Origin of the sequence: Anaerotalea alkaliphila (assembly GCF_010179735.1) — a bacterium.
GTDB lineage: Bacteria > Bacillota > Clostridia > Lachnospirales > Vallitaleaceae > Anaerotalea > Anaerotalea alkaliphila.
On record NZ_JAAEEH010000036.1, the window covers coordinates 11,536 to 27,471 of the forward strand.

Here is a 15,936-nt window from a genome sequence, read left to right on the forward strand (position 1 = left end):
CCGCTTCCTTATTCTGTATGTCCTATTTGATCAGTCCCATCCACTGGGGCAACGCCATGGAAATCGCCGGCACGTAGGTAACCAGCAAAAGGATGAGTGCGGTGACCGCGAAGAAGGGAATCAGCCGCCTGAACACCTGCTCAATGGTCACTCCTCCGATCTTGCAGCCGGTGAACAGGATCGGCCCCACCGGCGGGGTGATTGTGCCTATGCACAGGTTGAAGACGATCATGATGCCGAATTGGACCGGATGCATGCCGAAGCTTTGGCAGATCGGCAGGAAAATCGGGGTGAAGATCAGCACCGCGGGGGTCGGGTCCATGAAGGTTCCAATTACCAGCAACAGGGCGTTCATGATGACCAGGATGATGATTTTGCTCTCCGTCACGCCCAGCAGCAGGTCTGCGATGATACCCGGGATGTTGGTGAAAGCCATGACCCAGGACATGATGGACGAAACCCCGATCATGAAGATGACGATGGCCGTCATCCGGGCCGAATCCAGAAGGATGGCCGGAAGGTCCCGGGGCTTGATCGCCCCGTAGATGCCGGAAAGGATCAGGGCGTAGACCACGGCGATGGCCGAACCCTCGGTTGCGGTGAACACACCCTTCAGGATCCCGCCGATGACGATGACCACCAGCAGCAGGCTGGGTATGGCGTCCAGGAAGGTGGTGGCCACCTGCCGGAAGGTGGGTTTGGCATGGGTCACATACCCTTCCCTCTTCGCCATGATGCCGGCGATGACCATGACGCCCAATCCCCAAAGGATGCCGGGGATATAGCCTGCAATGAACAGGGCGGAGATGGAAACGCTGCCCGCCACCGTGGAATAGACGATCAGGGTGTTGCTCGGAGGGATCAGCATGCCCGTAGGCGCCGACGCGATGTTCACCGCCGTGCTGAATTCCTTGCTGTACCCCTCTTTTTCCTGGAGCGGGGCCATGGTTCCGCCCACCGCAGCCGCAGCCGCCACGCCGGAGCCGCTGATGGCTCCGAATAGCATGTTTGCGACGACGTTGGACTGGGCAAGGGAACCGGGAAGGCGGCCACTAAGCATCTTCGCGCAGTTCACGAGACGGATGGCGATTCCTCCGTTGTTCATGATGTTCCCTGCCAGGATGAAGAAGGGGATGGCCAGCAGGGAAAAGGAGTTTGTGCCTATGAACAGCCTTTGGGCCGAAGTCACCATCGCTTCCGGCAACGGAAGGATCAGCATCATAGAGAAGGTCGACGCCAAACCGATGCTGATGCTGATGGGCACGCCCATGACCAGGAGTACGGGAACGGCGACCAGCATGATCATTCCCGCTTGGATTGCAAGTTCCATGTTCAAACCCCCTCTTCCTTCATAGCTGCCGCCCGTTTCTTCCCGGACAGCTCCATGATGTTGTGGACCGAGTAGAAGACGATGCATATGCCGCTCAGCGCAATCGCCGAGTAGACCACCCCCATGGGAATCCCTAGGGAGGCGTCCGCCTGCACCATCTGCTTCAATGTGGACTGGTAACCTCCATAGACCATGACGCCGACGGCGAACACGCCGATGAGCACCTCCTGGAGGATTTCCACCACCCTCCGGATGGAGGGGGGCAGCTTCTCTTCCACAAAGACGATGGCCATATGGTCGCGTTTGCCGAACACGTAGGCGGCCCCGTAGAGGACAAGCCATACGAACAGGTATTGTGTCAGCCGCTCCGTAATGGCACTCGGGTTGTTGAAAAAATACCGGGTAATGACCTGCCAGGTCACCAGAAGGGTCATGACCCCCATGGTGACGATGCAGAACCATTCCACGATGCGGTCCAGCGTTCCTCTTATCGTTTTCATCTTATAGCTCCCATTTACCGTGCAAGCGCCCGCACCGCATCATACAGCGCTTTCGCGCTTTCCGAAACGGCGGTCACCTCATCGTGCAGCGGCTTCACGTTATCCTGGAAAGGCTTGATGTCCACTTCCACGAAGGTCGCTCCGTTGTCGGTGGCCACCTTCTTTGCGGCTTCCACGCTGTCGCTCCAAACCTCGAACTCCTGGACGACCGCTTCCTTCATCAACCTGTCGAAAATCTCCCTGTGCTCCTCGGACATGCCGTCATACAGTTTCGCGTTGATGAGGATCAGGTCGGGAACCATCAGGTGCTGGGTGTTGGAGAAGAAGGGGGCGATTTCATAGTGTTTCAGGTCCACATAGGTGACTTCATTGTTCTCGCCGCCTTCCAGCACGCCCTGCTGCACCGCGGTGTACACTTCACTCTGGGCCATGGGGGTGCCTACGCCGCCCATGTAGTCCAACATCTTCTTCATGGTGTCGGATTCCATGACACGGATCTTGTATCCGGCCAGGTCCTGGGGGGTGGTGATGGGCTTGTCCGTGTAGACGTTCCTGGATCCCGCGGTGAACGCGCCGGCTACAACGAAACCGTTGCTCCGAGTGGATCCGAACAACTCATCCAGCACACCCGAGACGAAAACTTCCTTTTGGTGCTCCATGCTGTCGTACACATAGGGCAGTCCGATGACCGCAAAGTCCTTGTTGAAGTTCTCCACGATGGGATTTCCCACCACAGACATCTGGATTGCGCCGGACTGCACCAGTTCCGAAGTCGCCCTCTGGTCGCCCAGCAGCGCGTTGGGGGCGATTTCCAGCTTGTAGGCGCCTTCGGTCTCCTGCTCCAGCTTCTCCCCGAACTCCGCCAGCACCTTGTACTGGGGATGGCTTTCGGACTGGTTGAAGGCCAGCTTCAAGGTTTTGGTTCCGACGCTTGCCGGGGCTCCGTTTGCTGCGGCGCCGTCATCTTTCACTTCCGTTTTTCCGCATCCTGCAACACTGATTGCAAGCACAACCGCTGTAAGTCCCAATAAGATTCTTTTCATTTCGTTATCCTCCCTGGATGATGGTTCATGTCCGGTATTTCTCCTGTTTCACGAAGAAATCCGCATATTCGTTATAGATCTTTTCGCCCAGCCGGATGGCTCCGCCCTGGAGATGCCGCGTCATGTACCCTTCGATTTCTTCCACGCGCTTTTCCTTGATCATATCCACAAGCTTCACATGCTCCTGGTAGATGGCGGTGAAGTTCTTCACCACCACGATGTCCAGCATCCTGAACCGGGTATAATGCACCTGGGCCTTCTGGATCTGCTCCCATACGGCGCACTTGTGTGTCGCCTCGAACCAGGTCTTGTGCAGCTCGCTGTCAATCTCGAAGAACTCCTCCGGCTGGAAATCCGTCTTCAACAAGGCTTCCTGCCTGGCCAGATTCTCGTCCAGCGCCTTTACGAACCGGTCGTCCATGATGGCGATCGCGTCCTTGATCACCTTCGTCTCGATTGCCATCCGCATGTAGATCATCTGCTGGATGGTGTCCAAGTTCAGCAACGCCACATAGTTCGCCTTGTAGGGAATGGCCACAACCAGGTCGTCGTTGCGCAGGCGCTGCAGCACGTCCCTGCTGGGGGTTCTGGAGATGCCGTATTTTTCACAGATCTCCTGTTCCGTCAGCACCTGACCCGGCTTGATCGTCAGGTTCAGGATCTCTTCCTTCAACTTTTCATAAACGTCGTCGCCGATCGTATTCGCTCCATAAGACTTGTAACTGGCCATAGGTGGACTCCTTTGATTTCAATAGTATGAATACCAGTATACTATTTTAAATCCCCCATCGCAACATGGTCCATGTCCGTGAATTCGATGTTCTCTCCGCACATGCCCCAGATGAACGTGTAGTTGCTTGTCCCGACGCCGCTGTGGATGGACCAGCTGGGTGAAATCACCGCCTGCTCGTTCCCCACCACCAGGTGCCGTGTCTCTTCCGGCTGTCCCATCAGGTGGAAGACACGGACATCCTCCCGCATGTTGAAGTACATGTACACCTCCATGCGCCGCTCATGGGTGTGGCAGGGCATGGTATTCCAGACACTGCCGGGGGCCAGCACCGTCATCCCCATGACCAGCTGGCAGCTTTCGCAGACCGCAGGATGGACGTACTGGTTGATGGTCCGGACGTTCAGGTTCTCCGCCTCCCCCAGTTCCACCTTGTTCGCCTGCTCCAGGGTGATGGTCCTGCTGGGATAGGCCCTATGGGCGGGACTGCTGTTCAGGTAGAACTTGGCAGGTTCTCCCGGGTCCGCCGTGGAAAAGCGGACGTCCTTCGTCCCCATCCCGATGTACAGGCCGTCGTTCTGCCGGAGGGTGTAGGCGACCCCGTCCAGGGTCACCCTCCCCTCGCCGCCGATGTTGATGATTCCCGCTTCCCTTCTTTCGAAGAAATGGGACGTGCCCAGCTCCTTGCCCGCACCCAGGGCTACTTCCCGGTCCTTCGGCATGATTCCCCCTGCGATGATCCGGTCGTTGTGGGAATAGACCAGGTTCGCCTCATCCTCCGCAAAAAGGGTTTCAATCAGGTAATGTCTCCGCAGGTCTTCTGTGGCATACCGCCTGGAATCCTCCGGATGGTTCGAATATCTTGTCTCTAGACGCATGTCTTCTCCTCTGCTATCTGGCCAACCAGCCGCCGTCTACGGCCACCGTGTATCCATTGATGTAGTCGGCTGCCTTGGACGCAAGGAACACGGCAGCTCCGCCCACGTCTTCCGGCGTCCCCCATCTTCCCGCGGGGATCCTGCCCAGGATCTCGCTGCTTCTTTCCTCGTCCGCCCGGAGGGCCGCCGTGTTGTCCGTGGCCATGTATCCCGGTGCGATGGCATTGGCATTGATGCCCTGCTTGGCCCACTCGTTTGCCATCAGCATGGTGATCCCCTTGACCCCCGACTTGCTGGCGGTATAGGAAGGGACACGGATCCCTCCCTGGAAGGACAGCATGGAGGCGATGTTGATGATCTTTCCGCCGGTCCCCTGGGCGATGAACTGTTTTGCCGCCGCCTGGCTGAAGAAGAACACGGTCTTCACATTGATGTTCATGACATCGTCCCAGTCCTTCTCGGAGAAGTTGACCGAATCTTCCCTGCGGATGATGCCTGCGTTGTTCACCAGGATGTCCACCTTGCCGAATTCCTTCAGCGCCGATTCCATGATCCCGTCGATGGGCTCGATGCTCAAGAGGTTCGCCTGGATTCCCAGGAACTTCCTTCCCAGGGCAGCCACCTTCGCCTGGGTGTCGTCCACATCCGCGTAGTCGACCCCCACGATGTCCGCTCCCGCTTCCGCAAGCGCAAGGGCGATTCCCTGCCCCAACCCCGCTCTGCAGCCTGTTACGATTGCAACTTTTCCTTCCAATGAAAATCTGTTCATAGGACCTCCTCGTGTGATATGTTTTCATTCCCTGTAGGCTTCACTCGTCTGTTTCGTATACGTTGTATACATTGTATACGTTGTATACAATGAAGTATAGTCCACAAACACATCGTTGTCAACCCCGTTTCCATGCGCTATTTGCACAAAAACTGAGGATGTATTTCTACATCCTCCACAACAGGTCTCCAACCAGCCTTGCCATCTCCCTCTCCCTCTGCTAAAATGGAACGGAAGAAGATTGCCTATGGAACACGAAAGGAGCCACCCATGTATTGCACGAAATGCGGCAACCAACTGCCCGAAGAGGCCGATTTCTGCCCCGGCTGCGGGACCCGAAGACCCGATGCGGCCGCGCAACCCGCACCGGCACCCCTCCCGAACAGCGGTCCCGAACGGTCTTATGCGGACTCCACCCGGAAGGTGGGCGACAACATCCTGGTAGGCCTGGACGGAAAGCTCCGTTGGGTCTACGAGGTGAACCTCTGGACCGACACCACCATCCCCCTGCTGGCCTGGAAGGTCATCCTCCTGGCCTCTCTCGCCCCCACCCTGCTGATGCTGGTCCTCGGCATCCTGGAGGGCAGCGGCGAGCAGATCCTCTTCGCCTTCAAGCTTTACGGCTACATGGCCGTGGGGATGACAATACTGCTGGCCATCAGCTACTACCTGGTCTTCGTACCCATCATCCATGGGGGCAAGTACCCCCTGATCTTCGAGATGGACGACCAAGGAGTCAACCACATCCAGATGCAGAAGGGGCGTAAGAAGGCGGAGGCCCTGGGATTCATCGGCGTGTTGGCCGGAGCCCTTGCCGGCAACCCGACGGTGGCGGGTGCCGGCATGCTGGCGGGTGCCCGGACCTCCATGTACACCCCCTTCAGGAATGTGCGGAGCATCACCGCCCAGCGCCGGAGGAAGGTCCTCCGCCTGCGGGCCGGAGCCTCCGAGAACATCCTCTACATCCACGACGGGGACTTCGACCATGTGCTGGACCACGTCCGGTCCCGCTGCCCCAAGCGGGTGGAGGTCCGGGAGAAGTGAAAAAAGGACAAAAGAAAACCAGACTAGGTCCTAGTCTGGTTTTCTTTTGTCCAAAATCAGCATGTACCCGCGCCCCGTCAAGCTTTCCTTGCATAAAGCACTTGTCCCGCACGCCGGATATGGTCGATCAGATCCGGATTTCCTATCTCGAATAATCGGATAGGTCGATTTCATAGGGCAGATGCAACGCATCCAGCGCAATCGCCATCGCATTGATGTCGCGCAACCCCAGCCCTTCCCCTACAACCGTCAAGTCGATGTCCGATCCAGGCCTGTAGTTCCCCTTTGCCCGGGATCCGTACAGGATGACCTTTTCAATTCTGGAATCCTTCGCAAACACCTGAATGATTTTTTCCATGGTATCCGGCTCCAAACCATACATCCTTCATCCACCTTCGTTTTCTGCATAACCACGCAATTTTTCCTTCAGTCGGAGAAACGCCGTATAGTATTCCTGCAGGACCATACCCACGATTTCATCCGCGGTGGATTAACTGTTCCAAGGCCTTCTTGTAATTGTTGAACCTTGGGACCCATCGCACATCCTTCTGCTCCGTCCTCACAGCTCCCCTCCATATGCCTTCTTCAGCAGCGCCTCATCCAGCTTGCCCATCTTCAGCAACGCCTCCATGACCCGCTCCCTGGCCACAGGGTCCGGGTCCTCCATCATCCTGTCCAGTACAGCCGGAACAATCTGCCAGGACACCCCGAAGCGGTCCCGCAGCCAGCCGCACTCCTCCAAGGCCCCGCCTTCCCCCAGGCCATTCCAGAGCAGGTCCACTTCCCCCTGTCCGGCGCAATTCACCAGCAGGGAAACGGCCGGGGTGAAGGTGAAGGGATGTTCCAGACCGCTGTCCATGGCCATGAACTTCTGGCCTTCTAGGGTGAAGCTCCCGGTCAGCACGGTCCCCTCCTCTTCCCCCTGCTCGGGCCCGTGGCGCACCACCTGCAGGATCCCCGCCTCCTGGAACAGGGACACGTACAGCTTCATGGCCTCTTCCGCCCGTCCCTGCTGTTCCCCGGTAAAAAGGAGGAACGGCGTGATTTTCTGTCCCCCGCCGTCCAGATTCAGCTGCCAGGAAACGCCGTAACGGTCCTGCACCCATCCGAACCTCCTGCTGAAGGGATACTCCCCCAGTTCCATCAGGACCGTTCCGTCCTGCCCCAGTCCGGCCCAAAGGTCCTCGATCTCCTCTTCGGAACCGCAGTCCACAAAAAAGGAGATGGCGGGGGTGAAGGAAAACATCGGCCCAGCATTCAAGGCCATGAAGGACTGTCCCGCCAGCTGGAAGGACACCGTCATGACGGATCCCTCCGGCCTTCCGGACACCTGGGCGGCGGCCGGTCCGTACCGGGCCACATGCAGGATCCGGCCGTCCTCGAACAGGCCGGCGTAGAATCCGGCCGCTTCCTCGGCTTGGTCGTCGTACCACAGATGGGGGATGATCTTGTTGCCCATGGCAAGCACCTCCTCTAGTATTTCACATCCGTAAGGCACAGGGCATGGGACATGACCTTGTGTCCCGCGTCCTTGCGGTCCTTGCTTTCAAACGCCTTGGTGACGGACTTCACGTCCCGGTCCCCGAATCCGACCTGGATCAGGGTGCCCACGATGATCCGCTCCATGTTCAGCAGGAACCCGTTGGCCTCGATCTTAACGACCACCTCGTTCTCCGTCTCCTCCACCGCAAGGTCCAGGATGGTCTTCACGGTGCTGTTCGTCTTGCTCTTGGTGGAGAAGGCCGCAAAATCGTGCTCCCCCAGGAACAGCTCCGCTCCCGCCCGCATTTTACCCACATTCAGCCGCTGGGTCATGACGTTCACAAGCTGGCGCTCGAACAGGGGCCGCTCCGCCGCATTGGACTTCCAGAGCCTGTAGGTGTAGGTGACGGACTGGACATTGTAGCGGCTGTGGAACCGGTCGTCCACGATTTCCGCGCTCCGCATCACGATGTCTTCCGGCAGGTAGGTCTCGAAATACTCCTTGATCTCCGGTCCCGAATAGTCGTCCGTGTCCAATTTGAAGTTGACCACCTGGTGGGTGGCATGGACTCCCGCATCCGTGTTCACGGCGCTGAGCACTTCGATGTCCTTTTCGAACCGCTTCCTGAGGACCCCCTCCAGCTTGCCCTGGATGGTCTGGTCGTCCCCGCTCTGCTTCACTTTCCTGAATCCCTTGTATCTTCTGCCGTCATAGGCGACCACGCATTTGTAGTTTTTCACTCGAATCTCCTTCTCTTGTTGAAGCTTATACGAACAATTCCGTAAACAGTATACCATAAACGTGCAATCTTTCATAGACCGCACCCATCTGCCGCCCTCTCCCCTTTACATCCCCCGGCAAAAAGGTGTATCATGAAGGTGCAGCGATACGATGGGAACAAGGAATCGGAAGGAGGAAGCAATATGGGAAAGAAAGCGGTTGCAATCGCCCACCTGGATGTGGAACAGCTCATCCAGATGCTGAACGAGGCCCTGTCGGAAGAATGGCTGGCCTACTACCAATACTGGGTCGGCGCACGCATGATGGAAGGCCCCATGCGCAGCGAGGTGGAGCCCGAACTCCTGCTCCACGCCACACAGGAACTGGCCCATGCGGAGCTGGTGCTCAACCGGATCCTGCAGCTGGGGGGAACGCCGGTGCTCAATCCGAACAAGTGGACGGACTACGCCAAATGCGCTTATGCGGAGCCCAGCGACCCCTACATCGAGGTGATCCTGCAGCAGAACCTGGAAGGGGAGCGCTGCGCCATCCAGCGGTATGAGGAGATTGCGGAGTTCACCAACGGGAAGGACCATTCCACCTACCAGATGGCCATCACCATATTGAACGACGAGCTGGAACACGAACACGACATCGAGGACTTCCTCCGGGACATCGACCGGCTCCGGGAGGACATCAAAAAGATACGGATGTGACACGACCAGAAAGGAAGGGCCTTCCCCACCAAACAGGGAAGGCCCTTCCTTTTCATAAAACATGGGATCATCCGACGAACTTCCTTCTTCCCACCATGGCCGGAGGATGGACGGGCGCCACCGACTCCCGGAACACCATCTCGGGGTCAAACACCAGATTCCCCATCCCCTTCTTGTCTCCGCTCTCAATCGCCTCAATCAGCATCCGGGCGCTGGCGCGACCCATCTCGTAGTTCGGCTGGGAAATGGTCGTCAGCCGGGGCTTGACCACGCTGCTCATTTCAATGTCGTCGAAACCGGCAACCGAAATCTCTTCCGGTACCCGGATCCCCCTCCTTTCCAACGCCTGCAACGCCCCGATCGCCATCAGGTCGTTGCAGCAGACCACCGCCGACATCCTCCAGGGATTCCTCTCCAACAATTCTTCCATCGCCTGGCATCCGGATTCGATCGTGGACGCCCCTTCCACCAGAAGATGGGGGTCCATGGGGATCTGGTTGTCCTCCAGCGCCCTCAAATACCCCTTGAACCTTCCCCTGGTGGAATGGCTGTCGAAGCCGGCCATGAACCCGATCCGCTTGTGCCCCATGGCGAGGAGCTCACCGACCATCCTGTGCATGGCCGCCTCATTGTCCACGTAGACGCAGCCGCTTCCAGGCAGTTCCGCCTTTGCATCGATGAACACCAGCGGAATGCCTTCCAGGACGAACCTGTCCAGGACCTTCTCGCTTGCGATGTTGAAGCTGTTGTAGATGATGCCCGAAACGTAATGCTCCTTCAGGAAATCCAAACAGGCCAGCTCCTTGGGCTCCGAGTTGTTCCCGTCACAAAGGACCACATGGTATCCCCTGTCCCCCGCTTCATCTTCCACACCCTTCACCATCCTGGGATAATAGGGGTTCAGCAGATCCTGGACCACAAGACCGATGATTTTGGACTTCTTCGTCGCCAGCCCGCGGGCCACCGCACTGGGCTGGAAACCTTGCGCTTCCACGATCTCCAGGATCCGTTTCCTTGTCCCGGCGCCCACACCCTTGTCCTTCTTGTTGATGACCCTCGAAACGGTGGCCACGGATACATCCGCCATCCTGGCGATATCTGTAATCGTCATCCGTCTCCTCCCGTCATGACGACGAAGCCATCTTCATCTCCCGGGGCTCCTTTGCCTTCAGATGCTCCAGCCCCCGTACGGCAGCCGTTTCGGAATCCGGCCAGGGCAGGCACTCCACCGCCAGATAGCCTTCGTATCCCACTTCATCCAGCGCTTCCAGGATCCTTCCAAAGTCGATCATCCCGCTTCCCGGATACTTGCGCGAGTTGTCCGCAAAGTGCATGTAGCCGATCCTGCCCTTGCAGGCCCGGATGGTTTCCACCGGATTGGTCTCGTCGATCCCCATGTGGAAGGTGTCCAGATGCAGGTAACAGTTCTTGATCCCATTCCTGTCCAGGAACTCCATGGTCTCCTGTGCAGTGGTGAACACGTTCACCTCATACCGGTTGATGACCTCCAGGTTCAGGCGGACATCCCTTTCCTGGGCGTACTCCGCCAGAATGCGCAGGTTCCTTGCCAGGCGGGCCATGTATTTGTCCCTGTTCTTGCCCGGAGGGACGTTCCCCTTGACCCAACCGATGACAATGCCTGCTTCCAGCCGGGAGGCCATGTCGATGTAGAGCTTCATTCCCTCCACAGCAGCAGCCGCCACATAAGGCACCTCGTCCATCAGGTTGCACTTGCCTTCCGTATTCAATCTTCCCGTCACGATCATGGAGATCCGTACGCCGGTCTCCTCCATGGTCCGGTTGATCGCATCGTAGTCCAGCTCCTCCGTCTCCCGCAGATGCACTTCTATTGCGTCGTAGCCCAGCCTGGCCGCTTCCCGCAGGTTGTCCAGGATGCTCCCCTTCAGGAGGATGGGCGCGGTGTCGGGTGCCTCATCGGCGCTGGACACGGCATATTTCCATTCTTTCATTCGATTCACACTCCTTCTTAAATATTATGACTTGGTGATGAGCGCCTTCAACAAGACCCCCCTAAATAAAAACAGGGATGCTTTGCCGCGGCGGGAGGATTTTCGCCACGGGACAATACGCATCCCCGCACGCACATGCAACTGTGCTTGTTAACTTTCGATTAGTCTTCGAAGGTCAGCATGACCTTGCGAGCGATATCCTTGTGATGCACAGCCATGTCCATGGCCTTGTCCAGGTCCTTGAAGTCATAGTGATGGGTGTTCAAGGCTGCGAAATCATACTTGTCCTTGATCTGGGACATGAAGCGGATGGTCTTGGGGAACCATGTCTTTGTGCCGCCGGATCCTGCGATGTGCAGTGTCTTCCAGATGACTTTGCCCAGTTCCACAGGCACTTTCCGTCCGATGGAGTGTCCGACCAGACCCACGCGGCAATCGTGTCCTGCGATGTCGAACAGGGATGCGATTCCCTTGTCGTTTCCGGAACATTCGATGACAACGGAGGGGCCCCTTCCATCGGTAAGCTTGTTGATTTCCTCTTCAAGGTTTCCCACGGTGGGGTCGACCACATAGTCCGCCCCATAGTTCAATGCGTTTTCACGTCTTGCTTCCAAGGGGTCGATCAGGATGACTTTTGCACCGGCTGTTTTTGCAACCATGGCAGCCGACAACCCGATGGGACCGCCTCCAATGATGGCGACTTCGTCGGATGCGTCCGGTGCGCAGCCATTGCCCCACACGCCCCAATATCCCACGTTGAAGGTCTCCACCCAGGCACCCAGCTCATAGTCCCAGTCGTCTGGGATCACATGGGTGTATTGCTCTTCCAGGATCATGTACTCTCCAAATCCTCCCGGGGAATCCGGGCGGAAGCCGATTTCACGCATGTTCAGGCAGGCGGAAGGCATCTTCCCTTCTTTGCAGTTGGCGCATTTTCCACAAGCAAGCACACAGTCCCCTACGACCTTGTTCCCTACCTTGATTGATGTGACTTCACTGCCGACAGCAACCGCCTGTCCGGCCCACTCGTGGCCTGGTGTGTAGGGAGCGATGTCGTAGCGCCCTTCCGCGGATTCGCCTTCAAAGCACTCCACATCGGAACCGCAGATGCCGCAAGCTTTCAATTTGATCAGAATCTGGTCGGGCCTAAGCTCCGGCAGCTCCACATTTTCAATCCTCAAGTCATGGGGGCCATACATAAACGCGATATTTGCTTTCATCTTCCATACCTCCTGGTTTTTGTTTGGTTTTTAATATGTAAGTGTGAAGATATGCCTTCCACCGTTTGTGGGGCCTTTGATGACCGCTGCGATATCCTCCGGATTTCTTTGGGTCACCTTGTCGGTCGGTGGCAGCTCACCCGCGGGATACATCGTGATGATGTCCGTGACGAGCTTCTCCAGATAATCCAGTGCCTGCTCGACACCCGCACGCGCTTTCTCCGGATCCGCCAGGCTGGCATCGCCGATGACGCCTTCCGGCGTGCAGATGGCTTCCATGCCCACCGAACCGAAGGCATTGTACCACTTGATGGGGCCGGTGCCGGTTTCTGCGGAGTTGTTGATGTGTCCCGCTGGAATCATCGGAGCCGGTTTCGTCTTGACAGCGTATTCCTGCTTGCACAATTCAGGGAAGAGCGCCAGGGACCAGGACTGTTCGACTTCATCCGCATGGATGAAAGGAGTGTCATAAGGTCCGCCGTTCGCCTTCGTCTCAAGCTGGTATTTTGCAGAAGACCAGAAGTGGTCGTAGATGATGATGCCGGGAACCTGGAATTTCTTGCCGAACTTGTGGATGGCCGCAGGAATCACATAGTCCTGTCCATGGCCGTTCACTACAATCATCTTCCGGAATCCGGTGTTCCAGAATCCAGCGAAAACATATACCAGATAATCAATCAGGGTTTCTTCCGGAATCATGATGGTTCCGGGCATCCCCAGGTGATGGTAGGGATGGGATCCGTACCAGATGGGCTGGGCTACCGTGCAGCCCGTGGCCTTCGCAACTTGCTCGCAAAGACGTGTGTCCAGATAGGTGTCTTCGCCGTAGGGAGCGCTGGGACCATGGTTCTCCGTGGACCCCATAGGGATCAGGATTACATCGTTCTTCTTCAGACGCTCGGCCACTTCACGGTTGGTCATGTTCTGGAAGTAGATGCCGTTGTCAGCCTCCATATTGCCGCCTTTTGCAGGAATTTCCCATTTAGACATATTTTTGTCCTCCATTTTCAAAATTTAGGGTTGCTTAGTTCATTTGAGCCGGTCATAGTCCATGCTCACCAGCACTTTGCCCGACGTCAATTTCAAACCTTCCTCGATGTCTTCCAGGTGGAACCGTCCGGTCACCATCTTCCGCATGTCGATCCTGCCGGATGCCATCAGCGCGATGACGTCGCTGTAGATGCCTTCTCCCGACTGTCCGTTGGAACCGCTGATGCTGGCCGCATTCCACTGCCAGTTGAAGATGTCCACCGGGGTAATCCCCAGCGTGTGGCCGATCTGGATGGTTTTTCCACCGATGGCCAGGGAGCCCGCCATGACGGGATAGGTGAACTTCGTCGCTCCCGAGCACTCCGCAAAAAGGGCGATGCCCCTGCCGTTGGTGAGCTCCATCAGCATTTCCGCCTGGGCCTCGGGACTTTCGAAGTCGTTTGGATTGAACACATAGTCCGCACCGCATTCCTTGGCCAACCTCTGGCGCTCCGGCACGGTCTCGAAAGCGATGAGTTTGGCGGCTCCTGCCGTCTTCAAGAGGGATATGGCCGCAAGACCGATGGGGCCCGCTCCGAACACCACCGCATGCCCTCCTGGCCTGAGTCCGCCCCCGCGGACGAACAGCCCGTTGTAGGCCACGCCTGTGGGTTCGATCATGGCTCCAAGCTCGAAGGCCGTCATCTTGTCCCCGTAATGGTTGACGATGTCGTTCAACACATAGCAGTACTTCTCCTTGATGGCCGCATATTCCGCAAACCCGCCGTCGAAGGTGAGGCCGGGCTCGTCCAGGTTCTTGCACTGGTTGAACATCCCCATCCTGCAGGCGTCGCACTCGCCGCACCAATGCATGGACTCCACGCTAACCAGGTCTCCGACCTTCAGCCGCTTCACATTCCTTCCGACCTCCACCACCTCGCCGGAGAATTCGTGTCCGATGATGATCGGATATTTGGAGTGGCCGTTGTACAGGCTGTAGCCGTCCTCCCCCTTCTTCAACAGGTGGGCGTCCGTTCCGCAGATGCCTGCGGCGCCGATCTTCAACAGGACTTCATCGTCTTTGGCCACCGGTTCCGGCCTGTCCGTCACGCTGCCTCTGATGTTCTTCCAGATGGAATTCCCCCGCAGCGCCCTTTTTGTGGAAAGTTCCCTTTCGGACAGCTTGTAGCCATCCTTGGGCGCCCAATCCGCTTCAACGTAAAAAGCTCTCATTTCAGCTCCTCCTTAATATATTGCATTTAAAATGAAAATTCTGCTCTTTTGTGCAACCCGCACATCTTTCTTTTGTTCATAATCCAATTATAGTGGAGTTTGCCTATTCCAGCTACAATATTCTTGCTGTATCCGCCTCCCGAAACCCCCGTTTCCAGGTGTCTTTTCTACCCTCCCTTCATTTTCTTGCTTTCAAAACCGTTCCGAATGCGCATTTAAAATTATATTTTATTCTAAATGAACTTTACTCCCCTTCCAGAAACCGTTATAATGGAACCATCCCGAGGGACACCCCTTCCCAACCTCCCCGGCGAAAGGAGAAAAGAATGATCCAATGCTTCGTCAACCACCCCTTCACCCCTACCTTCTCCAACGGCAACCAGCCGAAGCTCCTGTCCGCCAGCAGGATCGACGCCAGCTACAGCATCCATCCCCGGATCATGCACAACCACAAGGACTTCGCAGAGATCCTGTTCGTGCGGAGCGGTTCCGGCATGTATGTCATCGAAAGCGAACGCTATCCCATCCAGCAGGGGGACCTGATCATCTGCAACAGCGGGGTGCTGCACGACGAGATGCCCGAGGAGAACCAGGACCTGAACACCTACTGCATCGCCATCAAGGAAATCCGGTACGACAACCTCCCCCCCAATGCCCTGATCCCCTCGGACGCGCGTCCCGTAATCCCTTCCGGCGAGGACTTCGAGGACCTGCTGCGGCTGTACAGCGTCATCTACAACCAGCTGGCCTCCGGTTGCGACGGACGGGACGAAATCGCTGAATTCGCCACCTTGGCCTTGCTTCGGATCGTGAAGCGGATCACCGTCCAGGGGCTGGAGCCCGTCCAGGAACCCCGCAGCGACCTGCGGGTCCTGAGCAACCAGATCAAGGACTACATCGACACCCATTACAGTGACGAACTGAATCTGGAGGTCATCGCCGGGGCCATGAACCTGAGCCCCTACTATCTTTCCCACGTCTTCAAGAAGATCACCGGTTATTCGCCCATGCAATACACCCTGCGCAGGCGCATCGGGGAGGCGCAGACGCTTTTGATCACCACCGAATTGTCCATCACGGACATCGCATCCAGGGTGGGCTACGGGAACCCCAACTACTTCAACGTCATCTTCACCAAGAACATCGGGATGTCCCCCAGCAAATACAGGAAGTCCTATATAGAAAGAAACAAGTAGGAGCAAAATAAGACCAGCTAATAAAAGTCAATAGCTGAGATCAAAAAACTTTAAAAATTGAGTTTTAAAAAAGCGTATAGCAAAGCTAGCCAATAGCAAAATCCGAACATTGGCATTTGGTTGGCATATGAGACA

Annotated in this window: 17 protein-coding genes; 3 read left to right on the top strand and 14 right to left on the bottom strand. The window is 56.9% G+C overall.

Annotated features, from left to right (window positions below):
* Positions 1–22: 22 nt before the first annotated feature.
* From GXN74_RS11505 to kduD, 6 genes are read right to left on the bottom strand one after another with little or no spacing between them, the layout of a single operon-like run.
* Positions 23–1,330, bottom strand: a complete 1,308-nt coding sequence (locus GXN74_RS11505) for a TRAP transporter large permease (RefSeq protein WP_162371086.1) — start codon at positions 1,328–1,330, stop codon at positions 23–25.
* Between the two features lie 2 nt (positions 1,331–1,332).
* On the bottom strand, positions 1,333–1,830 hold the full coding sequence (locus tag GXN74_RS11510; protein ID WP_162371087.1) for a TRAP transporter small permease: 498 nt from the start codon (positions 1,828–1,830) through the stop codon (positions 1,333–1,335).
* A 14-nt stretch (positions 1,831–1,844) separates the two neighbouring features.
* On the bottom strand, positions 1,845–2,873 hold the full coding sequence (locus GXN74_RS11515; RefSeq protein WP_162371088.1) for a TRAP transporter substrate-binding protein: 1,029 nt from the start codon (positions 2,871–2,873) through the stop codon (positions 1,845–1,847).
* Between the two features lie 25 nt (positions 2,874–2,898).
* Positions 2,899–3,603 (bottom strand): GntR family transcriptional regulator, encoded by a 705-nt coding sequence (locus tag GXN74_RS11520; RefSeq protein ID WP_162371089.1) that lies wholly within the window; start codon positions 3,601–3,603, stop codon positions 2,899–2,901.
* 41 nt (positions 3,604–3,644) lie between these two features.
* On the bottom strand, positions 3,645–4,481 hold the full coding sequence (kduI, locus tag GXN74_RS11525; protein ID WP_162371090.1) for a 5-dehydro-4-deoxy-D-glucuronate isomerase: 837 nt from the start codon (positions 4,479–4,481) through the stop codon (positions 3,645–3,647).
* A gap of 13 nt (positions 4,482–4,494) precedes the next feature.
* Positions 4,495–5,250, bottom strand: a complete 756-nt coding sequence (gene kduD, locus GXN74_RS11530; RefSeq protein ID WP_162371091.1) for a 2-dehydro-3-deoxy-D-gluconate 5-dehydrogenase KduD — start codon at positions 5,248–5,250, stop codon at positions 4,495–4,497.
* 270 nt (positions 5,251–5,520) lie between these two features.
* Between kduD and GXN74_RS11535 the strand changes: the two genes are divergently transcribed.
* Positions 5,521–6,294: a zinc ribbon domain-containing protein gene (locus GXN74_RS11535; RefSeq protein WP_162371092.1), complete on the top strand. Its 774-nt coding sequence runs from the start codon at positions 5,521–5,523 to the stop codon at positions 6,292–6,294.
* Positions 6,295–6,436: 142 nt separating this feature from the next.
* On the opposite strand, the gene GXN74_RS11540 is transcribed toward GXN74_RS11535, so the two are convergent.
* From GXN74_RS11540 to truA, 3 genes are all read right to left on the bottom strand, one after another.
* Positions 6,437–6,652, bottom strand: coding sequence for a nucleotidyltransferase domain-containing protein (locus tag GXN74_RS11540; RefSeq protein ID WP_212505792.1), 216 nt, complete (start codon positions 6,650–6,652; stop codon positions 6,437–6,439).
* A gap of 201 nt (positions 6,653–6,853) precedes the next feature.
* A complete protein-coding gene (locus GXN74_RS11545) occupies positions 6,854–7,753 on the bottom strand; it encodes a VOC family protein (RefSeq protein ID WP_162371093.1) in 900 nt (299 codons plus the stop codon).
* A 14-nt stretch (positions 7,754–7,767) separates the two neighbouring features.
* Positions 7,768–8,517 (bottom strand): tRNA pseudouridine(38-40) synthase TruA, encoded by a 750-nt coding sequence (gene truA / locus GXN74_RS11550; protein ID WP_162371094.1) that lies wholly within the window; start codon positions 8,515–8,517, stop codon positions 7,768–7,770.
* 183 nt (positions 8,518–8,700) lie between these two features.
* Between truA and GXN74_RS11555 the strand changes: the two genes are divergently transcribed.
* Positions 8,701–9,213, top strand: coding sequence for a ferritin-like domain-containing protein (locus GXN74_RS11555; protein WP_162371095.1), 513 nt, complete (start codon positions 8,701–8,703; stop codon positions 9,211–9,213).
* Between the two features lie 67 nt (positions 9,214–9,280).
* Here GXN74_RS11555 and GXN74_RS11560 read toward each other — a convergent pair whose 3' ends face one another.
* The 5 genes from GXN74_RS11560 to iolM form a co-directional block, all read right to left on the bottom strand.
* Positions 9,281–10,324 (bottom strand): LacI family DNA-binding transcriptional regulator, encoded by a 1,044-nt coding sequence (locus tag GXN74_RS11560; RefSeq protein ID WP_162371096.1) that lies wholly within the window; start codon positions 10,322–10,324, stop codon positions 9,281–9,283.
* A gap of 13 nt (positions 10,325–10,337) precedes the next feature.
* On the bottom strand, positions 10,338–11,183 hold the full coding sequence (locus tag GXN74_RS11565) for a sugar phosphate isomerase/epimerase family protein (protein ID WP_162371097.1): 846 nt from the start codon (positions 11,181–11,183) through the stop codon (positions 10,338–10,340).
* A gap of 161 nt (positions 11,184–11,344) precedes the next feature.
* Positions 11,345–12,403 (bottom strand): zinc-dependent alcohol dehydrogenase, encoded by a 1,059-nt coding sequence (locus tag GXN74_RS11570; protein WP_162371098.1) that lies wholly within the window; start codon positions 12,401–12,403, stop codon positions 11,345–11,347.
* 30 nt (positions 12,404–12,433) lie between these two features.
* Complete coding sequence (gene iolN, locus GXN74_RS11575) at positions 12,434–13,393, bottom strand: 3-dehydro-scyllo-inosose hydrolase (protein ID WP_162371099.1); 960 nt, start codon at positions 13,391–13,393, stop codon at positions 12,434–12,436.
* 39 nt (positions 13,394–13,432) lie between these two features.
* Complete coding sequence (iolM, locus tag GXN74_RS11580) at positions 13,433–14,605, bottom strand: scyllo-inosose 3-dehydrogenase (protein WP_162371100.1); 1,173 nt, start codon at positions 14,603–14,605, stop codon at positions 13,433–13,435.
* Positions 14,606–14,931: 326 nt separating this feature from the next.
* Here iolM and GXN74_RS11585 point away from each other — a divergent pair, with 326 nt between their 5' ends.
* On the top strand, positions 14,932–15,801 hold the full coding sequence (locus GXN74_RS11585; RefSeq protein ID WP_162371101.1) for an AraC family transcriptional regulator: 870 nt from the start codon (positions 14,932–14,934) through the stop codon (positions 15,799–15,801).
* Positions 15,802–15,936 lie beyond the last annotated feature (135 nt).